This window comes from Anaerococcus sp. NML200537, assembly GCF_026131715.1.
Lineage (GTDB): Bacteria > Bacillota > Clostridia > Tissierellales > Peptoniphilaceae > Anaerococcus > Anaerococcus kampingae.
Map to the genome: position 1 here is coordinate 42,775 of NZ_JAMXSL010000008.1, position 21,385 is coordinate 64,159.

At 34.8% G+C, this 21,385-nt stretch carries 17 protein-coding genes; 3 read left to right on the top strand and 14 right to left on the bottom strand.

What is annotated here, in order from left to right:
• Positions 1-18: 18 nt before the first annotated feature.
• The 11 genes from NH288_RS03545 to NH288_RS03595 all read right to left on the bottom strand — a co-directional run bounded on the left by NH288_RS03545 (position 19) and on the right by NH288_RS03595 (position 12,952).
• A complete protein-coding gene (locus NH288_RS03545) occupies positions 19-1,449 on the bottom strand; it encodes a 6-phospho-beta-glucosidase (RefSeq protein ID WP_265213127.1) in 1,431 nt (476 codons plus the stop codon).
• A gap of 13 nt (positions 1,450-1,462) precedes the next feature.
• Complete coding sequence (locus tag NH288_RS03550) at positions 1,463-3,346, bottom strand: beta-glucoside-specific PTS transporter subunit IIABC (protein ID WP_265213129.1); 1,884 nt, start codon at positions 3,344-3,346, stop codon at positions 1,463-1,465.
• Between the two features lie 53 nt (positions 3,347-3,399).
• Positions 3,400-4,236 (bottom strand): BglG family transcription antiterminator LicT, encoded by an 837-nt coding sequence (gene licT / locus NH288_RS03555; protein ID WP_265213131.1) that lies wholly within the window; start codon positions 4,234-4,236, stop codon positions 3,400-3,402.
• A 237-nt stretch (positions 4,237-4,473) separates the two neighbouring features.
• On the bottom strand, positions 4,474-5,859 hold the full coding sequence (locus NH288_RS03560; RefSeq protein ID WP_265213133.1) for a 6-phospho-beta-glucosidase: 1,386 nt from the start codon (positions 5,857-5,859) through the stop codon (positions 4,474-4,476).
• A gap of 107 nt (positions 5,860-5,966) precedes the next feature.
• On the bottom strand, positions 5,967-7,133 hold the full coding sequence (locus tag NH288_RS03565; protein WP_265213135.1) for a MupG family TIM beta-alpha barrel fold protein: 1,167 nt from the start codon (positions 7,131-7,133) through the stop codon (positions 5,967-5,969).
• A gap of 20 nt (positions 7,134-7,153) precedes the next feature.
• Complete coding sequence (locus tag NH288_RS03570; RefSeq protein ID WP_265213137.1) at positions 7,154-8,578, bottom strand: 6-phospho-beta-glucosidase; 1,425 nt, start codon at positions 8,576-8,578, stop codon at positions 7,154-7,156.
• Positions 8,579-8,598: 20 nt separating this feature from the next.
• Positions 8,599-9,921, bottom strand: coding sequence for a PTS cellobiose transporter subunit IIC (gene celB / locus NH288_RS03575; protein ID WP_265213139.1), 1,323 nt, complete (start codon positions 9,919-9,921; stop codon positions 8,599-8,601).
• A gap of 8 nt (positions 9,922-9,929) precedes the next feature.
• Positions 9,930-10,424: a hypothetical protein gene (locus NH288_RS03580; protein ID WP_265213141.1), complete on the bottom strand. Its 495-nt coding sequence runs from the start codon at positions 10,422-10,424 to the stop codon at positions 9,930-9,932.
• Positions 10,424-10,738, bottom strand: a complete 315-nt coding sequence (locus NH288_RS03585; RefSeq protein WP_265213142.1) for a PTS cellobiose transporter subunit IIB — start codon at positions 10,736-10,738, stop codon at positions 10,424-10,426. The genes NH288_RS03580 and NH288_RS03585 overlap by 1 nt, the downstream gene beginning before the upstream one ends.
• Positions 10,735-11,070, bottom strand: a complete 336-nt coding sequence (locus tag NH288_RS03590) for a PTS lactose/cellobiose transporter subunit IIA (RefSeq protein WP_265213144.1) — start codon at positions 11,068-11,070, stop codon at positions 10,735-10,737. The genes NH288_RS03585 and NH288_RS03590 overlap by 4 nt, the downstream gene beginning before the upstream one ends.
• Positions 11,060-12,952: a BglG family transcription antiterminator gene (locus tag NH288_RS03595; protein ID WP_265213146.1), complete on the bottom strand. Its 1,893-nt coding sequence runs from the start codon at positions 12,950-12,952 to the stop codon at positions 11,060-11,062. Before NH288_RS03595 ends, NH288_RS03590 begins: the two co-directional genes overlap by 11 nt.
• A 130-nt stretch (positions 12,953-13,082) precedes the next feature.
• On the opposite strand from NH288_RS03595, the gene NH288_RS03600 reads away from it, so the two are divergent.
• Complete coding sequence (locus NH288_RS03600) at positions 13,083-13,892, top strand: Cof-type HAD-IIB family hydrolase (RefSeq protein WP_265213148.1); 810 nt, start codon at positions 13,083-13,085, stop codon at positions 13,890-13,892.
• A 42-nt stretch (positions 13,893-13,934) separates the two neighbouring features.
• On the opposite strand, the gene NH288_RS03605 is transcribed toward NH288_RS03600, so the two are convergent.
• The 3 genes from NH288_RS03605 to NH288_RS03615 all read right to left on the bottom strand — a co-directional run bounded on the left by NH288_RS03605 (position 13,935) and on the right by NH288_RS03615 (position 18,211).
• The gene (locus NH288_RS03605) at positions 13,935-15,485 is read right to left on the bottom strand and encodes an MFS transporter (protein WP_265213150.1); all 1,551 of its coding nucleotides are present in this window, start codon (positions 15,483-15,485) and stop codon (positions 13,935-13,937) included.
• A gap of 228 nt (positions 15,486-15,713) precedes the next feature.
• Entirely contained in the window at positions 15,714-17,264 is a 1,551-nt protein-coding gene (locus NH288_RS03610) for an MFS transporter (protein ID WP_265213152.1), read from the bottom strand.
• 347 nt (positions 17,265-17,611) lie between these two features.
• Positions 17,612-18,211: a sugar O-acetyltransferase gene (locus NH288_RS03615; RefSeq protein ID WP_265213153.1), complete on the bottom strand. Its 600-nt coding sequence runs from the start codon at positions 18,209-18,211 to the stop codon at positions 17,612-17,614.
• Between the two features lie 92 nt (positions 18,212-18,303).
• Here NH288_RS03615 and NH288_RS03620 point away from each other — a divergent pair, with 92 nt between their 5' ends.
• Both NH288_RS03620 and larA read left to right on the top strand, forming a co-directional pair.
• Positions 18,304-19,647 carry an MATE family efflux transporter gene (locus NH288_RS03620; protein ID WP_106461107.1) on the top strand — a complete coding sequence of 448 codons (1,344 nt, stop codon included), beginning with the start codon at positions 18,304-18,306 and terminating at the stop codon, positions 19,645-19,647.
• A 438-nt stretch (positions 19,648-20,085) separates the two neighbouring features.
• Entirely contained in the window at positions 20,086-21,363 is a 1,278-nt protein-coding gene (larA, locus tag NH288_RS03625) for a nickel-dependent lactate racemase (protein WP_265213157.1), read from the top strand.
• The last annotated feature ends 22 nt before the right edge of the window (positions 21,364-21,385 follow it).

Genomic DNA, 21,385 nt, shown 5'->3' on the forward strand with positions numbered 1-21,385 from the left:
TATTTACTCCCATTTAATTTAATCTAAATCTTCTCCATTAGAAGCGATTACTTTTTTGTACCAATCAAATGATTTTTTCTTAGATCTTTTTAGGCTACCATTGCCATAATCATCGCGGTCTACGTAGATAAAACCGTATCTTTTGCTCATTTCACCAGTACCAGCTGAAACTAAATCGATTGGGCCCCAGGTTGTGTAACCTATTAGGTCTACACCATCTAGAGTAACTGCATCTCTCATTTCTTTTATATGACTTCTTAGATAGTCTATTCTATAATCATCTTCTACATAGCCGTCTTCATCTGGTTTATCAATTGCTCCATAACCATTTTCTACTATAAACATTGGTTTCTGATACCTGTCATAGATTTGGTTTAAGGTATACCTTAGACCTAATGGGTCTACTTGCCAGCCCCATTCACTTGATTTTAGATAAGGATTTTTAATTGAGAAAATTGCATTATCGCTCGTTTTATTCTTTAAAACTTCAGGATCTGTTGATGTGACTCTTGTTGAGTAGTAAGAAAATGAAACGAAATCTATGGTGTGATCTTTTAGTAATTTCATTTCCTCATCTGTTTTTTCTATTTCTATTCCAAGTCTTTCTATTTCTTTTAGAGCGTAAGCAGGATATTCACCTCTTACATGGATATCTGTAAAGAAATAATTCTTTCTATCATCTAAATATGCTTCAAATACATCCTCCGGATTGCAAGTGTAAGGATAAGTTGAGCCACCTAGGAGCATGCAGCCAATTTTATTTGCTGGATCTACCTCGTGAGCAATTTTAGTAACTAGCGCACTTGCTACTAACTCATTATGAGCAGCTTGATATTTTATTTGATCTCTATTATCATTTTCTTCAAAGAATATACCCGCTGCATTAAAAGGTCTATGAAGTATCATGTTGATTTCATTAAAAGTTAGCCAATATTTAACTTTTCCTTTATATCTTTCAAATAAAACTCTTGCAAGTTTAGAGAAAAAATCAATCATTTTTTTGTTTTTCCACGAACCATATTTTTTGCTTAAATGTATAGGGCAGTCAAAGTGAGATATAGTGACAAGAGGTTGAATATCATACTTAAGAAGTTCGTCAATAAGATTATCATAGAATTTTAGACCTTCTTCATTTGGAGCGTCTTCGTCTCCGTTTGGGAAAATCCTGGTCCATGATATAGAAAATCTATAAACTTTAAAACCCATCTCTGCAAATAGAGCTATATCTTCTTTATATCTGTGATACATATCAATACCGTAAAGAGAAGGATAATACAAATCTTTTTCAAAATCTAAAGATTTTTTCTCTCCTGTAGCTATTGGATTTCTATCTGGTCCAATAGGCATAAGATCCTTATTGGATATACCTCTTCCACCTTCATTGTAGCCTCCTTCACATTGGTTGGCGGCTGTTGCGCCGCCCCAAAGAAAATCTTTTCTAAAACTCATTTATATGCTCCCCCTAAAACAATGCTGTTAGCAAATCTTCTTTTGCTTTTATTTCTTTTTGATCTGTCCCTACTAAATCTAATAAATCATCGTAGTTTGTTACTAAAATAGGAGTTATTGTTTCATAACCAGATTTCTTTACCTTTTCTAGGTCTACTTCTATAAGAAGATCTCCTGCCTTAATCTTATCTCCTTGTTTTACATGGGATAAAAAGCCGTTTCCATCCATTTCTACAGTATCCATTCCTATATGAATTAGGATTTCTACCCCCTTGTTAGATGTAATACCTACTGCATGGTTAGTTCTAAATAACATGGTTATTGTACCATCAACTGGTGAGTAGACTTTTCCATCTGTCGGATTGATTGCTAGTCCTTTACCAAGTGCTTCTGATGAAAAAGCTTGATCATTTATCTCTGATAATTTAAGGACCTCGCCAGTCATTGGAGCAAAGATTCTTTCGTTTGTGCCAACCAGAGAATTGTTATTTTCTTTATTTACGCTTTCTTCTATTTCTTCCTCAGGTTTCCAAAAAAACATTGTTAAAATAAAACCTATTGCTGCCGCAATAACTATATCTAACAAAACAGGAATGAAAGATCCATTTTCTGGATTAACATAATTCATTATTCCAAATATTCCCAATCCTCCTTGATTGTATCTTGTACCACCCATAAGCATAAAGATAGCTCCTGATATTCCACCACCTATACATGAAAAGATAAATGGCTTTTTTGCAGGTAGAGAGAAACCGTATATAGCTGGTTCTGTAACACCGAATATTCCTGATATAATTGCTGGAAGAGCTAATGATTTTTTCTTCTTATCTTTCATTTTTAAATACATAGCAAATACTACGGCTGTTTGTGCGAAAGAAGCACCAAATTGACCAACCATTATTCTATCCATGCCATTAGCTTGGATTGCAATTATGCCAAGTGGTATTATAGACCAATGTAAACCAAATATTACAAGTATTTGCCATACAAATCCAATTATTAAACCGAATAATACAGGAGATATCCCTATAATTGATTTAAAGAACTCCATTAGTAAATTTGTAAGAGTTGATATAACTGGTCCAATAATTAATAAAGCTATTGGCATAGTGATGATAAGGGTAAAGAAAGGTACAAAAAATCCTTGTAATACATCAGGAACTAAATCTTTGGCCTTTCTTTCTATTACTGATCCAAAAGCGATTATAGTTAAAATTGGAATTACAGAGCCTGCATAGTTATTTGCTACAAAAGGCATTCCTAAAAAATGACTATAGTAATCTCCAACATAAGGTATGCTACCTATAACACCGTTTGCTTCAAGTGCTGATTTTTGGATTGCAGGATATAACAAAATACCAGCCATAGCAAGTCCAGTCACAGGATTTAGTTTGAATTTTCTACTTGCTGAATAAGCAATCATAAAAGGTAGAAAATTAAATAGTCCATCACCTATAGCATTTAGTATTAGATGGTTGCCTGAGCCCTTAAATCCTACTACAATAAATCCTAAAAGAGCCACTAAACCCTTGATAATACCTGATGCAGATAAGGCGCCGAGTATTGGTTGAAATACATCACTCATCAAGGCAATAAATTTATTAAACAGTCCTTGTTTTTCATCTTCTTGGTTAGTATTATCATCACTAAGACCAGCTACTTCAACTACATCTTCATAAACTCTAGGTACATGGTTTCCTATTACAACCTGGTATTGGCCACCGCTTTTCATAAGGGTTACAACACCATCCATATTTTTAATCGCTTCATCATTAGCTTTAGACTCATCTTTAAGTCTAAATCTTAATCTTGTTATACAGTGGGTAAGGCTATTTATATTTTCCTTACCGCCAACATTTTTGACTATTTCAGTCGCTAAATCTTTATATTTACCCATAATTCCTCCTTAAAATTGAGGTTTGGCCAACCTAATGTAACCATCCGTAAATACTAATTTTTATAAATTACTCGCTCGATGTGTATGGTTAGATACATCTTCTCTTCATCTGATAGATAATAATCGTAGGACTTAAGCAAAAAATCCTTAATCTTATTAACACACTTGTAAGAATTCCTGTACTTATTTCTTATAAGGTCAAATAAGTCCTCTTCGATATTATCATCATAGGTCTTCTTTTCTATGACTCTTTTTGCAAAAAATTTCAAATGAGTTAAGAATCTGAAATAATACACGCTATCTTCATCAAATTCCATGTTAAACTCATATTTGACAATATTTTCTATCTCTCGCATAAGGGTAGAAATTTCTATAAGTTCTTGAAAACTACCTCCTTCCTCCTCAGCATTAACTATGTGAAGGGCGATAAAACCTGCCTCATCTTCTGGGAGTTTGGTATTAAACTTGCTATTAATATAGTCAAGCCCATAGATTCCTATCCTAAACTCATCAGGATAAAAGCGTTTTATATCCCATAACAAGGCATTTTTAACAAAAATCCCTTCCTTAGATCTTTGGATAGCAGCATAAATATGGTCTGTAAGGCTTATATATAATAAGTCACTAAGTTTTTTGCCAAGGTTCTCCTTAGCATAAGAAATAATTTTATCGGCAGCAAGCATGTGGTCTAGGGGTATATCTTCGACAAGTTCCATAAATTTATGAGCCATAGAATCATCATGGATTACAAAAACCTTTTCAATTTTGGATCCGTCAATCTGATCGCCAGTCTTCTTTTTAAAGCCTAGCCCCCTTCCCATAACAATTTTTTCAATATTGTTTTCAATAATGCTAACTACATTATTATTTATGACCTTATTAACAAACACTCATCCTCCTTATAACAAAAAACCTGCACGCATACTTATCCCTAAGTACACATACAGGTTTAGCTTCGCATTTGAATTACTATCCTTAGATATGATACATACATTATAGCATAGACTTTTTGTTTTTGCAAATGTTTTCGGGGAATTATGGTTTAAATTTACTGTATTTATATCTTTATATTAAAAAACATTATCTATTAGCAAAAAAATGTTTAAGACTTACTTCAGTCAAATAATTTACTTGTTTTCACAAATTTTTCTGATTTTTTCATCCTTTATTTCTACACCAGAAGCCTCTAGCTTTTCGATAGTTTCCTTGAAGTTTGCTAGGTGTTTTTTGTTAGCCACTAGCATTTCATCAAGCATGGTTTTTGAAGTCTCTCCTGATTTGATGAGTGGATTTATGATAAAGGCTTGTAGAAGTTTTCCATAAGATCCTGTTACTGCTGCCTCTAGTACTGTTAGCTCCATGTTTTTCATCAGCTGCAAGATTCCAATTTCAGCCGGAGAGAAATCCGCAAAAGCAAGAGGGGTCGCTCCTTTAGCTCCTATTAATGAAGTTACTTCTACTACACAATCATCTGGTAGGTACTTGATAGCTCCGTTATTTTTGGTAGATACTACCATTTGGGTGTTTTTGTTGTTGTAAATTGAATTTATGATTTCACAAGCCGCATCAGAATAATATGCTCCGCCTCGTTCGCTTAGAAGTTCAGGCTTCTTATCTAGGTCTGGGTTTTTGTAAAGTTCGAAAAGCTGATCTTCAATTTCTTTTACTTGCTCAGCTCTTGTTCCTATGGTTTTATATTCTTCAAGGGCGTGGTTGAGCATTTCTTCTTCCCTATAGTAGTATCTGTGATAGCCACAAGGAATCATATCCATATCCTCTAATTGTTCCATGAAAAAAGGTATATCAAAAATATTTTTTGGTAGGCCTTTTTTGCTATCCATAAGCTTCCTAGCAATCTCTAGGGTCCTATCCTTGCCTTCTAGGTCATAGACCTTGTGCCAGTGGAAGTGATTAAGACCTGCAAATCTATAGATGAGCTCGTCTTCTTTTTTTCCAATTAGGGCAGGCTCTTCCTTAATGGCTACGATTGGAACATTACACAAACCGATTGTTTTATCCCATTTTCCATACCTAATAATGGCTTCTGTAATCATGCCAGAAGGATTTGTGAAGTTTATTAGATAGGCGTCTGGGCAATATTTTTTCATATCTTCTACTATATCTAGTATAACTGGAACTGTTCTTAAAGCTTTAAATATTCCTCCAGCTCCGTTTGTTTCTTGACCTAAGAATCCGTAATATGCAGGTATTCTTTCATCTTTCATCCTTGCTTCTAGCTGACCAACCCTAAATTGGGTTGTAACAAAATCAGCGCCTTTTAAAGCTTCTTTCCTATCAAGGGTCGCATGGACTTTAACCTTATGGCCTGATGCATCCCACATTCTTTGGGCAAGAGATGCTACGATTTCAAGCTTTTCCCTTCCTTCTTCAACATCAACTAGCCACATTTCATTAATTGGTAGGCTGTCATATCTTTTTATAAAACCTTCGATTAATTCTGGGGTATAAGAACTACCTCCACCTATGGTTGTGATTTTCAACTTTCTTTGCATGTAATTCTCCTTTTTAAATCACTTTTTAAAAATGCTGTTGCAGTATATGAATAGTAATCCTTATATAATAGGAATGTTTATCCATTTGCAACAGCTATTTTTAATTATTAATTTATGAACTTAACTAATACTCCGACATCGATTAAGTCAATAAGCATCAACTCATCTTCTTTTAAATGTCCAATTAGGTTTCTTTGTCCATCATTTTCCACTTTTCCAAGTGCTATCTCAACTTCTCCTGAGTAGTGTCTGTAATTATCATTAACTATTAAAACATCCCCTCTATCAAAGTATTCTTTATCGCAAGTCCTTGGATTGATAACAGCCTTTCCATTTAATCTAGACATTCTAGATCTCCAGATGAACTCGTTATTTCTTTCAAATGAAATATGAGGCTCAAAATTATAAATGATTTTCTTTTCTTCTTCTGTTATATTATCATCTAGATTTAGCTTCATCTGAACAACTTCAGATTCATTTACCTTAAATGCTCCACTTTCGATTGCTCTTACTAAATCCTTATTATTAGTATCAAATGAATGATTTTTGTAAACTTCGGCTAAACTTTTTAGCTCTTCTTCGCTAGCATAGGCATTTCCAATTATTATGTCATTTATTAGACCTGTTCCAAGAAGTATTCTTGCCTGTAGGTCAATTGGTAAATATCTTAGCCTCTCTACAGTTGGGAGTCCGTCTTTAGAGTCCCAAACTCCATGAGTAGGATTATTATTTGAACTTACAAAAGCTCCTATATTTATATCGCCATAACTACGCATTTTTTGGCTCATTTCTCTGAAAATATCCCAAGAAAATGCGGTGTATCTCTGAGGATAAAAATTGTAGCAAACTAATATTTTTTCAGGATCTGCACCAGCTTTAGATAAACCTTCTACAACACTTATATTGGAGTTAAATTCTATATCGATACCATATTTGTTATTTACTAACTTGTAATCTTTTTCGCCCCCAAAGTTTGCGTCCATCCTGAGTATATCAATATCGATACTAGAAAAAACAGATAAATCTTCTATACTAGCATCAAGTCTTTCAAATAAATCAGGATTAACATCAAGGTCAACTATCATATCATGCTGATGTGCAAATTCAATTAGGTCTTTAAAGTAGTTTAAAACTTCCTCTTTGCTCCCTTTAACAGAAAACATTGAAGAGAAGATTTTTTTAAAACCATACTTAGATGCTAATTCAATATATTTTTTAATATCTTCTATAGGGCTGATATCAGGATAAACAGATATTCCTAAACTATGTTTCATCAAAACTCCTTAAAATCGAATCAGTCTAAGTCCTCGCCATTAGAAGCGATTACTTTTTTGTACCAGTCAAATGATTTTTTCTTGCTTCTCTTAAGTGTTCCATTTCCATAATCATCACGGTCTACATAGATAAAGCCGTATCTTTTGGTCATTTCACCAGTACCTGCTGAAACTAAATCAATTGGTCCCCAGGTTGTATAACCTAGGATATCAGCACCATCAAGCTCTACTGCATCTCTCATTGCCTTGATGTGATCTCTTAGATAATTTATTCTATAATCATCTTCTACATAGCCATTTTCATCAGGCTTATCATAGGCGCCTAGACCATTTTCCACTACGAAAAGTGGTTTTTGGTATCTATCATAGATGTCATTAATTGTAGTTCTAAAGCCTAGTGGATCTATTTGCCAGCCCCAGTCGGTTTTGCCTAGGTAAGGATTATCTACTGTTGCTATTAGATTTGCTTCTTCAAGTTCTGTATTTTTATCTGCACTAATTGTTCTTGTTGTATAGTATGAAAAAGAAATGAAGTCAATAGTGTTTTCACGAAGGAGTTTTTTGTCTTCTTCAGTTACTTCTGGCATTATGCCTTCTCTTTCAAGTTTTTTGACCATGTATGATGGATAGTAACCTCTTGATTGAACGTCTACAAAGAAGTAGTTGTTTCTATCTTCTTCCTGGGCAGCTAGAATATCTTCTGGTTTACAAGTTGCTGGATAATATTTACCTGCAGCAAGCATGCAGCCTATCATGATGTTTGGATCAACTTCTTTAGCGATTTGCTTAGCTCTTGCTGATGCGACTAATTCATGGTGAGCTGCTAGATATTGAGCTTCTCTTGGATTTTCACCTTCTTCAAAGTAGAGTCCTGCGCCCATAAATGGTGCTGCCATTAGTACGTTCATTTCGTTGAAGTTTAGGTAGTATCTAACCTTACCTTTGAATCTTTCCATGATTGTTCTTACAAACTTAGCGTAGAATTCTATAGTTTTTCTATTTCTCCATCCGCCATATTCATTTGCAAGATGCATAGGGAAGTCAAAATGAACTAGGGTTATTAATGGTTCGATACCATATTTTAGACATTCATCTATAAGGTTTTCGTAGAATTTTAAGCCTTCTTCATTTGGTGTTTCCTCATCACCTAGAGGGAAAATCCTAGTCCAAGCTATAGAAAATCTATAAACCTTAAAGCCCATTTCTGCAAATAGAGCTATATCTTCTTTGTATCTATGATACATATCAATTGAGTTCTTGGCAGGGTAGAAGTGGTCATCATCGAAGTCTAGCATTTTCATTTTGCCTGTGATAACAGCCTCTCTATCTTTACCGACAGGGCAGAGATCTACGTTTGCAAGTCCTCTTCCATCAAGATTATAAGCGCCTTCGCACTGGTTGGCGGCTGTAGCGCCGCCCCAGAGGAAGTCTTTTCTAAAAGTCATTATTTCTCCTTTTGCTTTATTTATTGTTCTGATTCTGCTTCTTCTCTATAAAGTTCGTTATCACGTTTTTTAAAGAATGGATAATAGATTAATGCGTTTACTATAGCACAAACTACTGAAAGAATAATTGCTTTCCAGTCACCACCTGTAGCTATGAAACCATTGATTCCTATAGGTGTTGGCCAAGGTTGTTGTGCAATTACTGGCATTACTAAGCCTGTTTTTATAGCGAAATATGCTATTGTACCAGAAACCATTGGTGATAGGATGAAAGGAACAGCAAAGTTAGGGTTATAAACCATTGGTAGACCAAATATAATTGGTTCGTTAATTTGGAATATACCAGGAACTAAGGCTGCTTTACCAAGCATTTTTAGTTGTTGAGATTTTGCTGTAAATGCCATTAATATTACTAGACCAAGTGTAGCACCTGAACCACCGTTGTATACAAAGGCGTTCATAAATTCTCCTGCTAGAGGAATGTGTGAACCTGATCCGTTAAGTTGCATGTTGTAAAGATAAATTGGTGTTAATATTGAACCGATAATTGTTGCGCCGTGAATACCTACTAGCCATAGAGCTTGGATGAAGAATAAGATTATGATCATACCTATCCAAGAGCCTGTCATGTTAGCAACAAATCCAAATGGTATTGCTACTAGACTGAAAACGTCTGTGTTAAATGCTAATAAAATGCCGTTGATAGCAATGAATAATACTGATATTACTACAACTGGAATCAAAGCAGAAAATGAGTTAGCTACACCTTCTGGAACTGAGTCTGGCATTCTAATTCTTATGTCTCTCTTGATAAAGAATTTGTAGATATTTATAGTTACAAAACAAACTAAGATAGCTGTAAATATACCTGTAGCTCCGAATCTTGCTGGAGCATCTCCTATAGCCCAACCATTGATAATTCCTGCTTCTGCATCAGTAACTTTTGTGATTCCTTCAGGACCTTTTACTAATTGAGGTACTAACATAAAGAAACCAAATACTGATAGGAGCATTCCTGTAACTGGACTTAAATCTATGTTTTCGTCTTCAGCTATAAATCTTGTATACTCAAAACCAATTACTACTAGGAAGTATAGAGCTATAATTCCCATAGTTGCAACGTTAGCTAACATGTATAGAGGTGTTATTTTATCAAATGTATTTGCGTAAAATCCAGCTAGTCCTGGCATTACTAATGGAAGTACATTTAATACTAAAAACAATGAACCAATTGTAATGAATGATATGGAGGCCATACCTGCAGATTGGATTGCCCTAACAAGCTTATACTGTGAAAGCTTGGTTAAAGGACCCATTAAATATTTTTCTAAAAAATTAAACATAAATTCCTTTACTTTCTAATTTTACTTATTTGCTTTACTTTTGAATCATCTGAATTTAAAATTTTTATATATTTTTCATAAACCTTGTCTTCATTTTTGTAAATTTTATTAGATCTAATATACAATATGATTGAAACTATAATTATTATCGCAAGTATTATATAAACATATAGCTTCCCTCCTAAATAGGGGAAGAATATTTTATAATTATAAATACTTACGAAGGAAACTATTATTAGCCCTACAAGATTAATAATATATATATCCTTTGATATCTTTATGTTTACTTCCTTATCAGTAAAAGATGCGAATTGATTTTTTACTGTTACAAGGATCAGTATTATTAAGATAAAAGGAATAATGGCACCAATAAATTTACTAGATACTACCAAGCCAATTAGCCAATGCAAATATATAAAAAATAATATAGCATTAAGATATCTAAGAAGTGTATATCTCTGTATCTTAAGACTTTTCTCGACATCCTTACTAATTTTTGCCATTAGATGTTTTCTAAGACAATATTTGCCATAGCTTCAATACCAGAAGGGATTGGCGCATAGGCGTTAAATGTTACTTGAGCTATTTTTTTATTGTTTTTTTCTGCTTTTTTACTGAATTCGTCAAATTTCATTCTTACTTGTGGGCTTACTAAAACTAAGTCGTATTCATCAGATGCGAAAACCTTATCAGCAGAAGCAATGGTGGTAGCGTCCATTTGAATATCTTCGCCTTTTTCTTGTAAATATTTTGTGGTTTTCTTTGCCATTACTGATGAACTCATTCCTGCGTTACAAATCAACATTACTTTTTTCATTTCTTTTCCTCCGATTTTTGTAATTTTTTGTTTATTTTGATCCATCTTCTAGCATTGTCCATGGCCATTGTTGCCATGGTTAAATGGTCTTGGGAGTGGATTAAAATTACGTTTATCTCATTTTCCTCGCCGTTTGCTTCTCTTGTTAGCATGTCTGTTTGAACTTCGTGGCATTTTAGAAATTCTTCGTTTGCCTTTTGTAGAAGCTCTTCTGCCTTTTGAAAATCATAGTTTTCAGCTGCATCCATGGCTTCTGATGATAAGCTTCTGCTTTCTCCTGCATGAACTATGATGTTGAATGCTAGTTCGTAAACTTTTTCGCTAGTTTCCATCATTACCTCCTTTGATGAATATATTCATAAATTCCATTTGATTTTTAGAATTCATTGCCATTTTTATTAGTTTTTGATTTGATAAGAAATCCCCTAGTTTTTCGTAATATAGGCCCATATCTCCTAGGTTTTCACCTATTACTAGAGAGTATACCAAGTCGACTTCTTCTTTATTCCATTTTATCGGCTTATCTAAGATTATTATTATGGAGTAGGAATCACCCTCTACCTGATCTAGGATGTGGGGGATTGCTATATTATCAAAGCTTGTTTGACCTAGTCCTTCTCTTTCTTTTAGCTGGCTTAGAGCTATTTCTTTGTCTACTCCTGATTTTTCTTCGATTGTTTCTGCGATAAAGCTTAGGACTTCAAGTTTATTTTTGAATTTATTAGCTTTTACAAATACTGAATTTGCGAAGATGTCGTATATTTTTGCAAGCCTTGTATCATCGAAGGCTATTTTAATATTTTCTAGGTCTATTTTAGAAAATATTATATCTACATATACTACGGGTATATCGCAGCATTGGTCTAATTCGACTGAAGAAATCACTAAATCATAATTGCTTGGATCTATATTTTTTAGATTTCTAAGGTCTGTTATTACAATTTCTTCTATATTGTTTTTAAATTGTCTATTTAGCTGGGCCTTCATTATTTGGGCTGATGAATTGCCTGAGCCACATACTATTAATATTTTTTTCTTATTTAAGTTATTGTTGTTTATGGCTGCCATTATATGAAGGGCTAGATAGCCAATTTCATCTTCTGATAGTTTAGTTTTATATTTTTCGTTGATGGTATTTGCTGCTATTGTTGCCATCAAATATGGGACTTTGTTATCTTTGATATCTTCTAGGATTGGATTTTTCATATCAAAACCATATTTTATCCTATTTATCAAAGGTCCTAAGTGGATGGCTAGGGAGAAATAGAAGTCTATATTTGCTCTAAAGTCATACCTTGATACCCTGTAGATTTCATCGATTATTTGTTGAGATAATTCTAGGATTTCTGTAGATATTTTCTCTTGGTCTCTGATTGTGTTTTTTGCTATTAGATGCATGGTGATATAGACTAGTTCTTGCTTAGGTATGTCTATATTTAGCTCATCTTTTAGCTTATTGACAATCTTGTTTGCTAAATTAAATTCTTCATAGGATGTGACTTTGCTTTCTATATCTTTTGGTAGGGATATGAATTTTTTTTGTCTTATCCTTAGGATTGATATATAGATGTGGATTACTAGGTTTTTGAAGTTTACATAAGGCATATAGTAGTCTTCGCCAAAATCTATATTATCTATTATTGCCTGGATTTTGTTGAAGAGTTCCTTATTTTCATCATCATCAAATAAACTTGGATCTTCTCCTATTTCGTTTTTTATTGCTAGTCTAATGTTTTTTTCGCTTCCCTCTATTTTCATGCCATAGTAAGGTTTTGAAATTAAGTTTAAGTCGTAAGTTGCTAGTATTTCTTTGACATAGGGGAGGTCTTTGTTTATTTGTGATTCGCTTATGTGAAAAATTTCTGCTAGTTCAAATTGCTTGATATAAGAGTTGGAGAATAGGAGCATTTTTAGGATGTTCTCATACCTGATGTCTTTTTCTCCGCTTTCTTGTTGGTAATATGCGTATTTATACCAATCACTTTTTAAAAAATTCTTAAATTTATCCTTATCTACTATCTTGAATATATAACCTTTTCCTGGTTTAGATTCTATTATCGCCCCCTTGTCTTTAATTGCAGAGTTAAGCTGGTTTATCTCCTTTCTTATTGTCTTAGAAGATAATTCCATTACTTCTCCTATCTCTTTAGACGTGTGAAAATCATAGTCTAGAGTTAGGTAGTCAAATATTTGTTTTAATCTTGTCTCAATCATATAACCACCTTGTACTTATATTATATGGAAAGGCTTTACAAACCTCCACTCAAACATTTTCCCCATAGATGTGGAAATTTCTTGTTTCGAATTTATCTTATATTATACTATAATATATTTAGGAGGACTTATGAGAAAATTAATTGCACTTGATGTTGATGGGACATTACTAAATTCGGATAATAAGATTACAGACAGGACTAGAGAGGTTTTGGAGAAGGCACAGGATGCTGGCCATACTCTTGTTATAGCCTCTGGTAGAGACCCTATTGGAGTAGCTATGTATGCAGATATGCTTAATTTTGATAAGCACAATGGTTTAATTTGTACCTTTAATGGGGCTAAGGTTATAGACTATGAGACTAAGGAAGTATTGATTGACCATTCAATAGACTTAGATACTGCTAAGGAGATTTTAGCTTTTGCTGAAGAAAATTCTATGACTTATCTTCTTTATACTGATACTTGTATTGTGACAAATTCAGAAGATACTTATGCTATAGCAGATATAGCCCATGCTGATCACAATACTTATAAGGTGGTGGAGGACTTATCTTATAATATTGATTTTAGTCCAAACAAGATTTTATTTTCAATTGATCCTAGCCTTATCGATGATAAGATTAAGCTTTTTGATGAGAGATTTGAAGGAAAGTTTTCAACTTCTAAGTCTACAACATTTTTCTATGAGGTTATGCCAAAGGGGATTGATAAGGGTAAATCTTTGATAGAGATGGCTAAGTATCTAGGAATAGATATTAAGGATACTATTGCTATTGGAGATGAGAGAAATGACCTTGCCATGCTTAAGGCAGCTGGTGTGGGTGTTGTGATGGGAAATGCTCCTGATGTTGTTAAAGAGATTGCTGATTATATTACCAAATCTAATGACGAAGATGGTATTGCTTATTATATTGAAAATGAACTTTTGAATAAATAGATACTGAAAAAGGAAAGCCACATGACTTTCCTTTTAAAATGCTTATTTTATTAAATCGTCTTCTTTGAATTCGGTTTTTACTCCGCCTTCTTCTACTTCGATTTTTATTTGGTTACGTTCTTGTTCTGTTAGGCCTTCTTTTTTGACTTCTTTTCTTACGGCTATATCTTCAGCGATAAGTTCCATTTCTTTTCTATCTAGTGGATAGAATTTGATTGCAACCATGGTTAGGATAAGTGTTGCAAGTATTATGCCCATGATTATTAGGCCGCCCTTGTAGATTGCTGGTGTTAGGGCATCTCCTGGTTGTGGATAGCCGTCTGTGTAGCCTATGCCTGCTACTACCCAGCCTATTACTACTGGAGCTAGGGATGAGGCTATTGAGTCTGTTAGGGAGAAGATTGTTCCTATTAGACCTGGGGCAAATTTACCTGTCTTAGCTGTTACATAGTCTGTGATGTCTGCTGACATGGTTAGAACTATTGATGTTGGATATTTTAGGGCTATTGTTGCTATCATCCAAAGGCCGATGAAGATTAGAGACATGCCTTTTAGGCTTGATAGGACTGTTGTATCTGGTGTTATGAATAGTAAAACAAGTACTGCTGCAAGACCGATTGTTGCGATTGATACTGCTGCTCTGTATGAAGTTTTGAGATCCTTCTTTTGAGCTAGTCTTGTTAGGGCAAATACGAAAAGTAGTTGTGGCACTACTATCCAAGCTGATACATCACCTGCTAGCATGTAGTTGCCTAGTAGGATACCGAAGAATATTGCTAGGAAGTTTTGATCTCCTACCATTGTTGCTGCAAATTTGATCATGGCCCCACAGAAGGCAAGGACTGCTAGTGGTTTGTTGCCTTTAAGTACTGAGAAGTATTCCTTAAATGATTGTTTTTCTACAGATTCTTCACCAAGACCGAAGTATTTAACATTATCTTTTCTTCTGATACCAAACATAGCAAGTACTGTAAAACCAAAGGATACAGCACATAGTAGTGGTAGGAATCTACCGTAGAATTCCATGTTATATTCACCAATTTGAGCAAATAGGTATCTAGTTACAAATAATTGTCCACCTGTAAATACTACTAGGTTGAAGATTGAGTCAAAGACTGAAAATAGTGGTCTTTGGGCTGGATCGTTTGTAAGGGATGCTTGAGCAGCCTTTGTTACTGTTTGCTGGAAAGAGTAGACAATCTTGTGGAAGATTAGGCCTATAAATAGGGCTACTACTGTTGGGATTGGCATCCTGTGTATGTTAAACAGAAATACAAATGATAGGATAAGTCCTATATTTGATAATAACATGATAGGTCTGTAACGTCCCCATCTTGTGTTGATATTATCGATAGCTGTACCGATAGCTGGGTCAATAAGTCCGTCAAATAATCTAGCAAGACCAAGTACGCTTGCTATAAGCACTGTTGTCATTCCTGCAACGCCTGTTGCGTAAAAACCTAAGAAACCAAAGGCAAAGAGGTAGAAGTTTGATGCACTGTTATTTAGTGAAAATAGTGCGATTTCCCACATCTTGGCTGTGTGGTAGGTCTCGGTTTCATGACCGTCGACGTATAGTTTTTTCTCGTCCATTTTTTCTCCTTAATATATATATATTTGCGGTTTCTAATATGTATAATAGGTTTATATTATAATTCCAATAATGTAACCGCTTACTACAGTTATAGTATATAATCTTTTGAAATCCTTGTCAAGCCTTTTCCTAAATATTTTAAGAGGATAAAATAATAATTTAGAATTTTTTAAGAGTTTGAAAATTTAAAGCCACAAAAAAGAGGAGCTTAAAGCTCCCCATAAAAATTATAGATTTAAATCATCTTCATTAAATTCTCTTTTTTCGCCATCTTCTACTACTTCTACCTTAATGTCGTTACGTTCTTGTTCTGTAAGACCTTCTTTTTTGATTTCTTTTCTTACAGCTATATCTTCTGCAATTAGTTCCATTTCTTTCCTATCTAATGGATAGAATCTGATTAAGATCATTGTCACTAGTAGGGTAGCAAAGGATATTCCTATAAGTATTAGTCCACCATTATAGATTGCTGGTGTTAAGGCATCTCCTGGTTGTGGATAGGCATCTTTGAAGCCCATTAAAGCTACAACCCATCCTATAACTACTGGTGCTAAGGATGATGAAATTGAGTCTGTTAGGGAGAAGATTGTTCCTATTAGACCTGGAGCGAACTTACCTGTTTTAGCTGTTACATAGTCTGTTATATCAGCACTCATTGTTAAAACTATAGATGATGGATATCCACCAGCTATTCTAGCTAGAATCCAAAGTGCTATGAATACTATTGATACAAAAGACATATTTGAAAGTGTTGTTGTATCAGGTGTTATAAATAAGAGTCCAAGGACAATAGCTATAGCAACAGTAGCTATGGTTACTGATACCTTATATGATGTTTTTAAGTCTTTCTTTTGTGCCAATCTTGTAAATAGGAATACGAATAATAGCTGTGGAGCTATTGACCAAACTGATACATCACCTGCTAGCATGTAGTTACCAAGTAGGATACCAAAGAATATGGCTAGGAAGTTTTGGTCAGATATTAAACTTAGAGAGAACTTAATTAAGGCTCCGCATAGGGCAAGGATTTTAAGTGGTTTATTGCCCTTTAGGATTGAGAAATATTCCTTAAGTGAGTTATGCTCTATTGATTCTTCACCTATACCAAAGTATTTGCTGTTATCTTTTCTTCTTATTCCTATCATAGCTAGGATAGTGAAAATAAGTGATGAAATTATTATCAGTGGTAGGAATTGCTTGTAAAACTCCATATTGTATTCGCCGATTCTAGCGAAAAGTACTCTTGTTACAAATATTTGACCACCTGTGAAGGCTATAATGCTAAAGATTGAGTCAAAGACTGAAAATAGTGGTCTTTGAGCTGGATCATTTGTAAGGGATGCTTGAGCAGCCTTGGTTACTGTTTGTTGGAATGAATACACAATTTTGTGGAAAATCAAACCAATAAATAGGGCCAGCATGGTTGGTATAGGTAGGTTGTGGATATTAAATAGGAAGATAAAAGATAAAATCAATCCTAAGTTAGATAAGAGCATGATAGGTCTATAACGTCCCCACTTGGTATTGATATTATCAATAGCTACACCAATGGCAGGGTCTATAAGACCATCAAATAACCTAGCTAGTCCTAAAACGCTTGCTATGAGCACTGTTGTTAAACCAGCAATACCTGTTGCATAAAAGCCTAAAAAACCATAAGCGAAAAGATATAGGTTTGATGCACTGTTATTTAGTGAAAACAGGGCAATTTCCCACAACTTCGCCTGGTGATAGGCCGAGGTCTCATGACCGTCTACAATTACTTTCTTGTCTGTCATTTTTTTCTCCTAAAGAAATATTAGCGGTTTTGCGTAAAATTATTATGTATCAATGGGCTTAAGGCCTATAATTCTAGCGATGTAACCGCTTACGATACTTATAGTATATTACCTATTTTAAGCCTTGTCAAGCCTTTTCCTAGAAAAATAACAAAAGTTAAAATTTAAGTAAAAAAAGAAAATTATATTTAGGAAATCGATAATTTATATTCATCAAGGTTTAATTTTAGAAAGAGATTGCGATTTACAAGCAAAGACTTAAAAGCGTGCAAAAAAAGAGTAAGCTAGCTTGCTTACCCTTTGATTTATGATGAATTTATTATACTTTCTTTAAAAGAATTATTAGATTAAAGCTCTTCAAGATATTTTTCGTACTGGTCCTTCCAATATATCTCATCTTCTTCGTTTATCTCTCTGATTATCTTAGCGGGATTACCACCGACTATGGTCATGGCTGGTACATCTTTTGTGACTACTGACCCTGCTCCTACTATTGCTCCATAACCTATTTTAACTCCAGGAAGGAGTGTTACAGATCCTCCTATCCAGGCCTTATCTTCTATTATTATTGGTTTTGCCTTTTGGATACCCTTAACCCTAATTTCTGGATCTATGGGATGGATGGCTGTGTAGATGCCGGTGTTTGGTCCTATTAGGACGTGATTTCCTATTATTATTTTGCCTACATCTATCATGGCTACTCCGAAGTTTATGAAGGAGTTTTGGCCTATTTCGATGTGATTTCCATAATTGCACCTGAAGGGTGGGAGGATTTGCGAGCCTTCACCGATTTTTCCTAGGATATCTTTAAGATTGGCCTGCATTTCTTGGTAGGATTTTGACTTATTGAATTTTAATAATTTTTCCCAACAGGCTGATAGGGATATTTGGAGATCTTCATCTACCTTATAAAGGTCGCCTGCTTGCATTTTTTTTCTATTTGTCATATCTACAATATACATCTTAGAAAAAATATGACAATTGCCTTTTTTATTAGTATGATAATAAAATTAGATTAGATATATAGAAAGGTTGACTTATGAATAGGAAAGTAAATTTATTGACAGGGGAGATTAGGCCTACCCTCCTTCGCCTGTCCTTGCCGCTTGCCCTTACTGCCTTTATTCAGATTGCCTATGGTTTTGTAGATACGATTTGGATTGCTAGGCTTGGTACTGATGCTGTGGCAGGTGTTGGGATTGCAGGCTTTATTTTTTGGATTGGAAATTCTATTGTCCTTATTCCTAAGGTAGGGATGGGAGTTTATGCTTCCCAGGCCTATGGGTCTGATAGGGAAGATGAGACGATTAGGATTATTAATAATGGCTTTATCCAGGCTCTTATTATGGGTCTTGTTTTTACAACTTTTTGCTTGCTTGTAAAGAATGTTTTTATTGAGTTTTATAAGCTGGGAGATGTAGCTGAGGCTTGTGCTAAGGATTATTTTTTTGTTGTGGCTCTTGGTATGATTTTATTTTTCATCGGACCTATGCTTACTCAGTCTTTCACATCCTTGGGGGATTCCTTTACTCCTTTTGTGATTAATGCTGTTGGTCTTGTGATTAATATTATCCTTGACCCTGTTCTTATCTTTGGCTTTGGCCCAATTCCTGGACTTGGGGCTAAGGGTGCTGCAATTGCCACGGTTTTTAGCCAGTTTGTGGTGGTTGCTATTTATTTAATTGTTGTCTTTTCTAAGGATGGGATAATCAAGTCAGCCCTTAAGGAGATTGATTATAGGGAAAATTGGCAGCTTGAGATTTTTAAACTAGGTCTTCCTGCGGCTACACTTTCAGCCTTCCATGCGACTATTTCTATGGTTCTTAATAGGTTTATGTCATCTTTTGGACCAAAACCTGTTGCTGTTGCTTCAATCGGAGCTCAGCTTGAGTCTATTTCATGGAATACAACCGAGGGTATCCAGGTTGGGATCCAGGCCCTTGTGGCACAAAACTATGGAGCAAAAAATAAGGAGAGAGTAAGAGATTCTATAAAGGAATCCTTCAAACTTGTGGCCTTTATCGGCCTTGTAGCAAGCCTTGTCCTAATTATTTTTAGGTTTAAACTTTTCAGTATTTTTACACCTGGAGATGGGGAGGCAATTAAGCTTGGTGCTGCTTATTTATTTATTCTAGGTCTTTCCCAAGTCTTCATGTCTGTAGAAATTGGCCTGGCAGGATGTTTTAATGGAATGAGTGATACCAAGACTCCGGCGGCCCTTGGGGTCCTTTCAAATATCTTTAGGGTCCCTATAGCGATTGTCCTTATGCCTCTGGTAGGGGTCTACGGAGTGTGGATTGCTATGAGTGCTACCTCTATTGTTAAGGGCCTTTTGGCGACAAGCCTTATTTATAGGAAGCTTAAGAAATATTTGTATAAGTGAGATAAGACTTGCAAAAATAATAACTAATAATATAATTATGGTAAGAGAGCGACCTCTTATAAAGCCCTTGACATGCTCAAGGAATAAAGAGAATAGTGCGATTCTCCATGAGAATCAATAATTAAAAAAGGCAGTAGTTCCCAGCTACTGCCTTTTTTCTACTTGTTATTACTTTTATTTTCTATATATTTTTCAATATACTTGAAAATAATCGCTACTAACAAGGGAAAAAATAAATTTTCCAATAAGAATAGTGCTATCTCCATGATTATCACCTCTTTTTTAGGAGATGCTAATATTATATTATTAAAGAATGAATTTTAAAGAAAAGAATATGTTTGAATTTTATAAAAATAAGCTTTCTTCGTAGAAGAAAAGGTTTACAGAATTGTTTTTTTGTAATATTATAATAGTATACATAATTACAAGGAGGACTAAGTGAGAAGTATTAGATTGCCTTATGGCAAAGAATTTATAGAAAAAGAAGTAGATGATAAGGTTTTTGTCCTTGAAAGCGCTGCTCATACATATAAGGCTGCCAAAAGCCAAGAGGACTTGGTAAGGGATGCCCTAGAAAATCCAATCGATTCAGAAAAGCTAAGAGATTTAGCCAAGGGCAAGAATAAAATTACTCTTATAACATCTGACCACACAAGGCCAGTACCATCAGCTATTACCCTTCCGATTTTGCTTGAAGAAATTAGAAAGGGAAATCCAGATGCTGATATTACAATCCTTATAGCTACAGGCTTCCATAGGCCAACTACTAAGGAAGAGATGATCTCTAAATTTGGCAAGGAAATTGTTGAAAATGAAAAAATCGTAAACCACATCTCATCAAAAGATGAGGATATGGTTGACCTTGGAACCTTGCCATCTGGCGGAAAATTACTTATTAATAAAATTGCTGTTGATTGTGATTTGCTTATTTCAGAAGGCTTTATCGAGCCACATTTCTTTGCAGGTTTCTCTGGAGGAAGAAAGTCAATACTTCCAGGTGTTGCTAGCCAAAAGACTGTATTTGCCAACCACTGCTCTAAATTTATTGCAAGTGATTATTCAAGAACAGGAATCCTTAAGGAAAATCCAATCCACAAGGATATGGAATATGCAGCCAATAAGGCAGGCCTTGCCTTTATATTAAACGTTGTAATAGATGCCGATAAGAAGATAATAAATTCCTTTGCAGGAGATAAGGTGACAGCCCACGCTACAGGTTGTGAATTTGTAAGGAAACTTTCTACTGTTGAAGGAGTAAATGCAGATATTGCCATTACAACAAATGGTGGTTATCCGCTTGATCAAAATGTCTACCAATCAGTCAAATCAATGACAGCGGCAGAAGCGGCTGCAGCTGATGATGGGGTTATCATCGAGATTTCAAGATGTAATGACGGCCATGGTGGTCAAAGCTTCTATGAGACCTTTAGAGATGCCAAAAGCCCTAAGGAAGTAGAAGACAGGGTCCTACAAATTCCAATGGAAGAAACAATAGCAGACCAATGGGAAATCCAAATCCTTGCAAGAATTCTAGTTCGCCACAAGGTAATATTTGTAACTGACCCATCAAACAAAGAACTAATTGAGAATATGCATATGGAATATGCAGAAAACTTAGACCAAGCCCTAGCAAGAGCTAAAGAAATCAAGGGAGAAGATGCCCGTATAGCCTTCGTGCCAGATGGGGTATCTGTAATTGTTAATAAAAAGAAATAAAATGAGATATGCAAAAGACCGG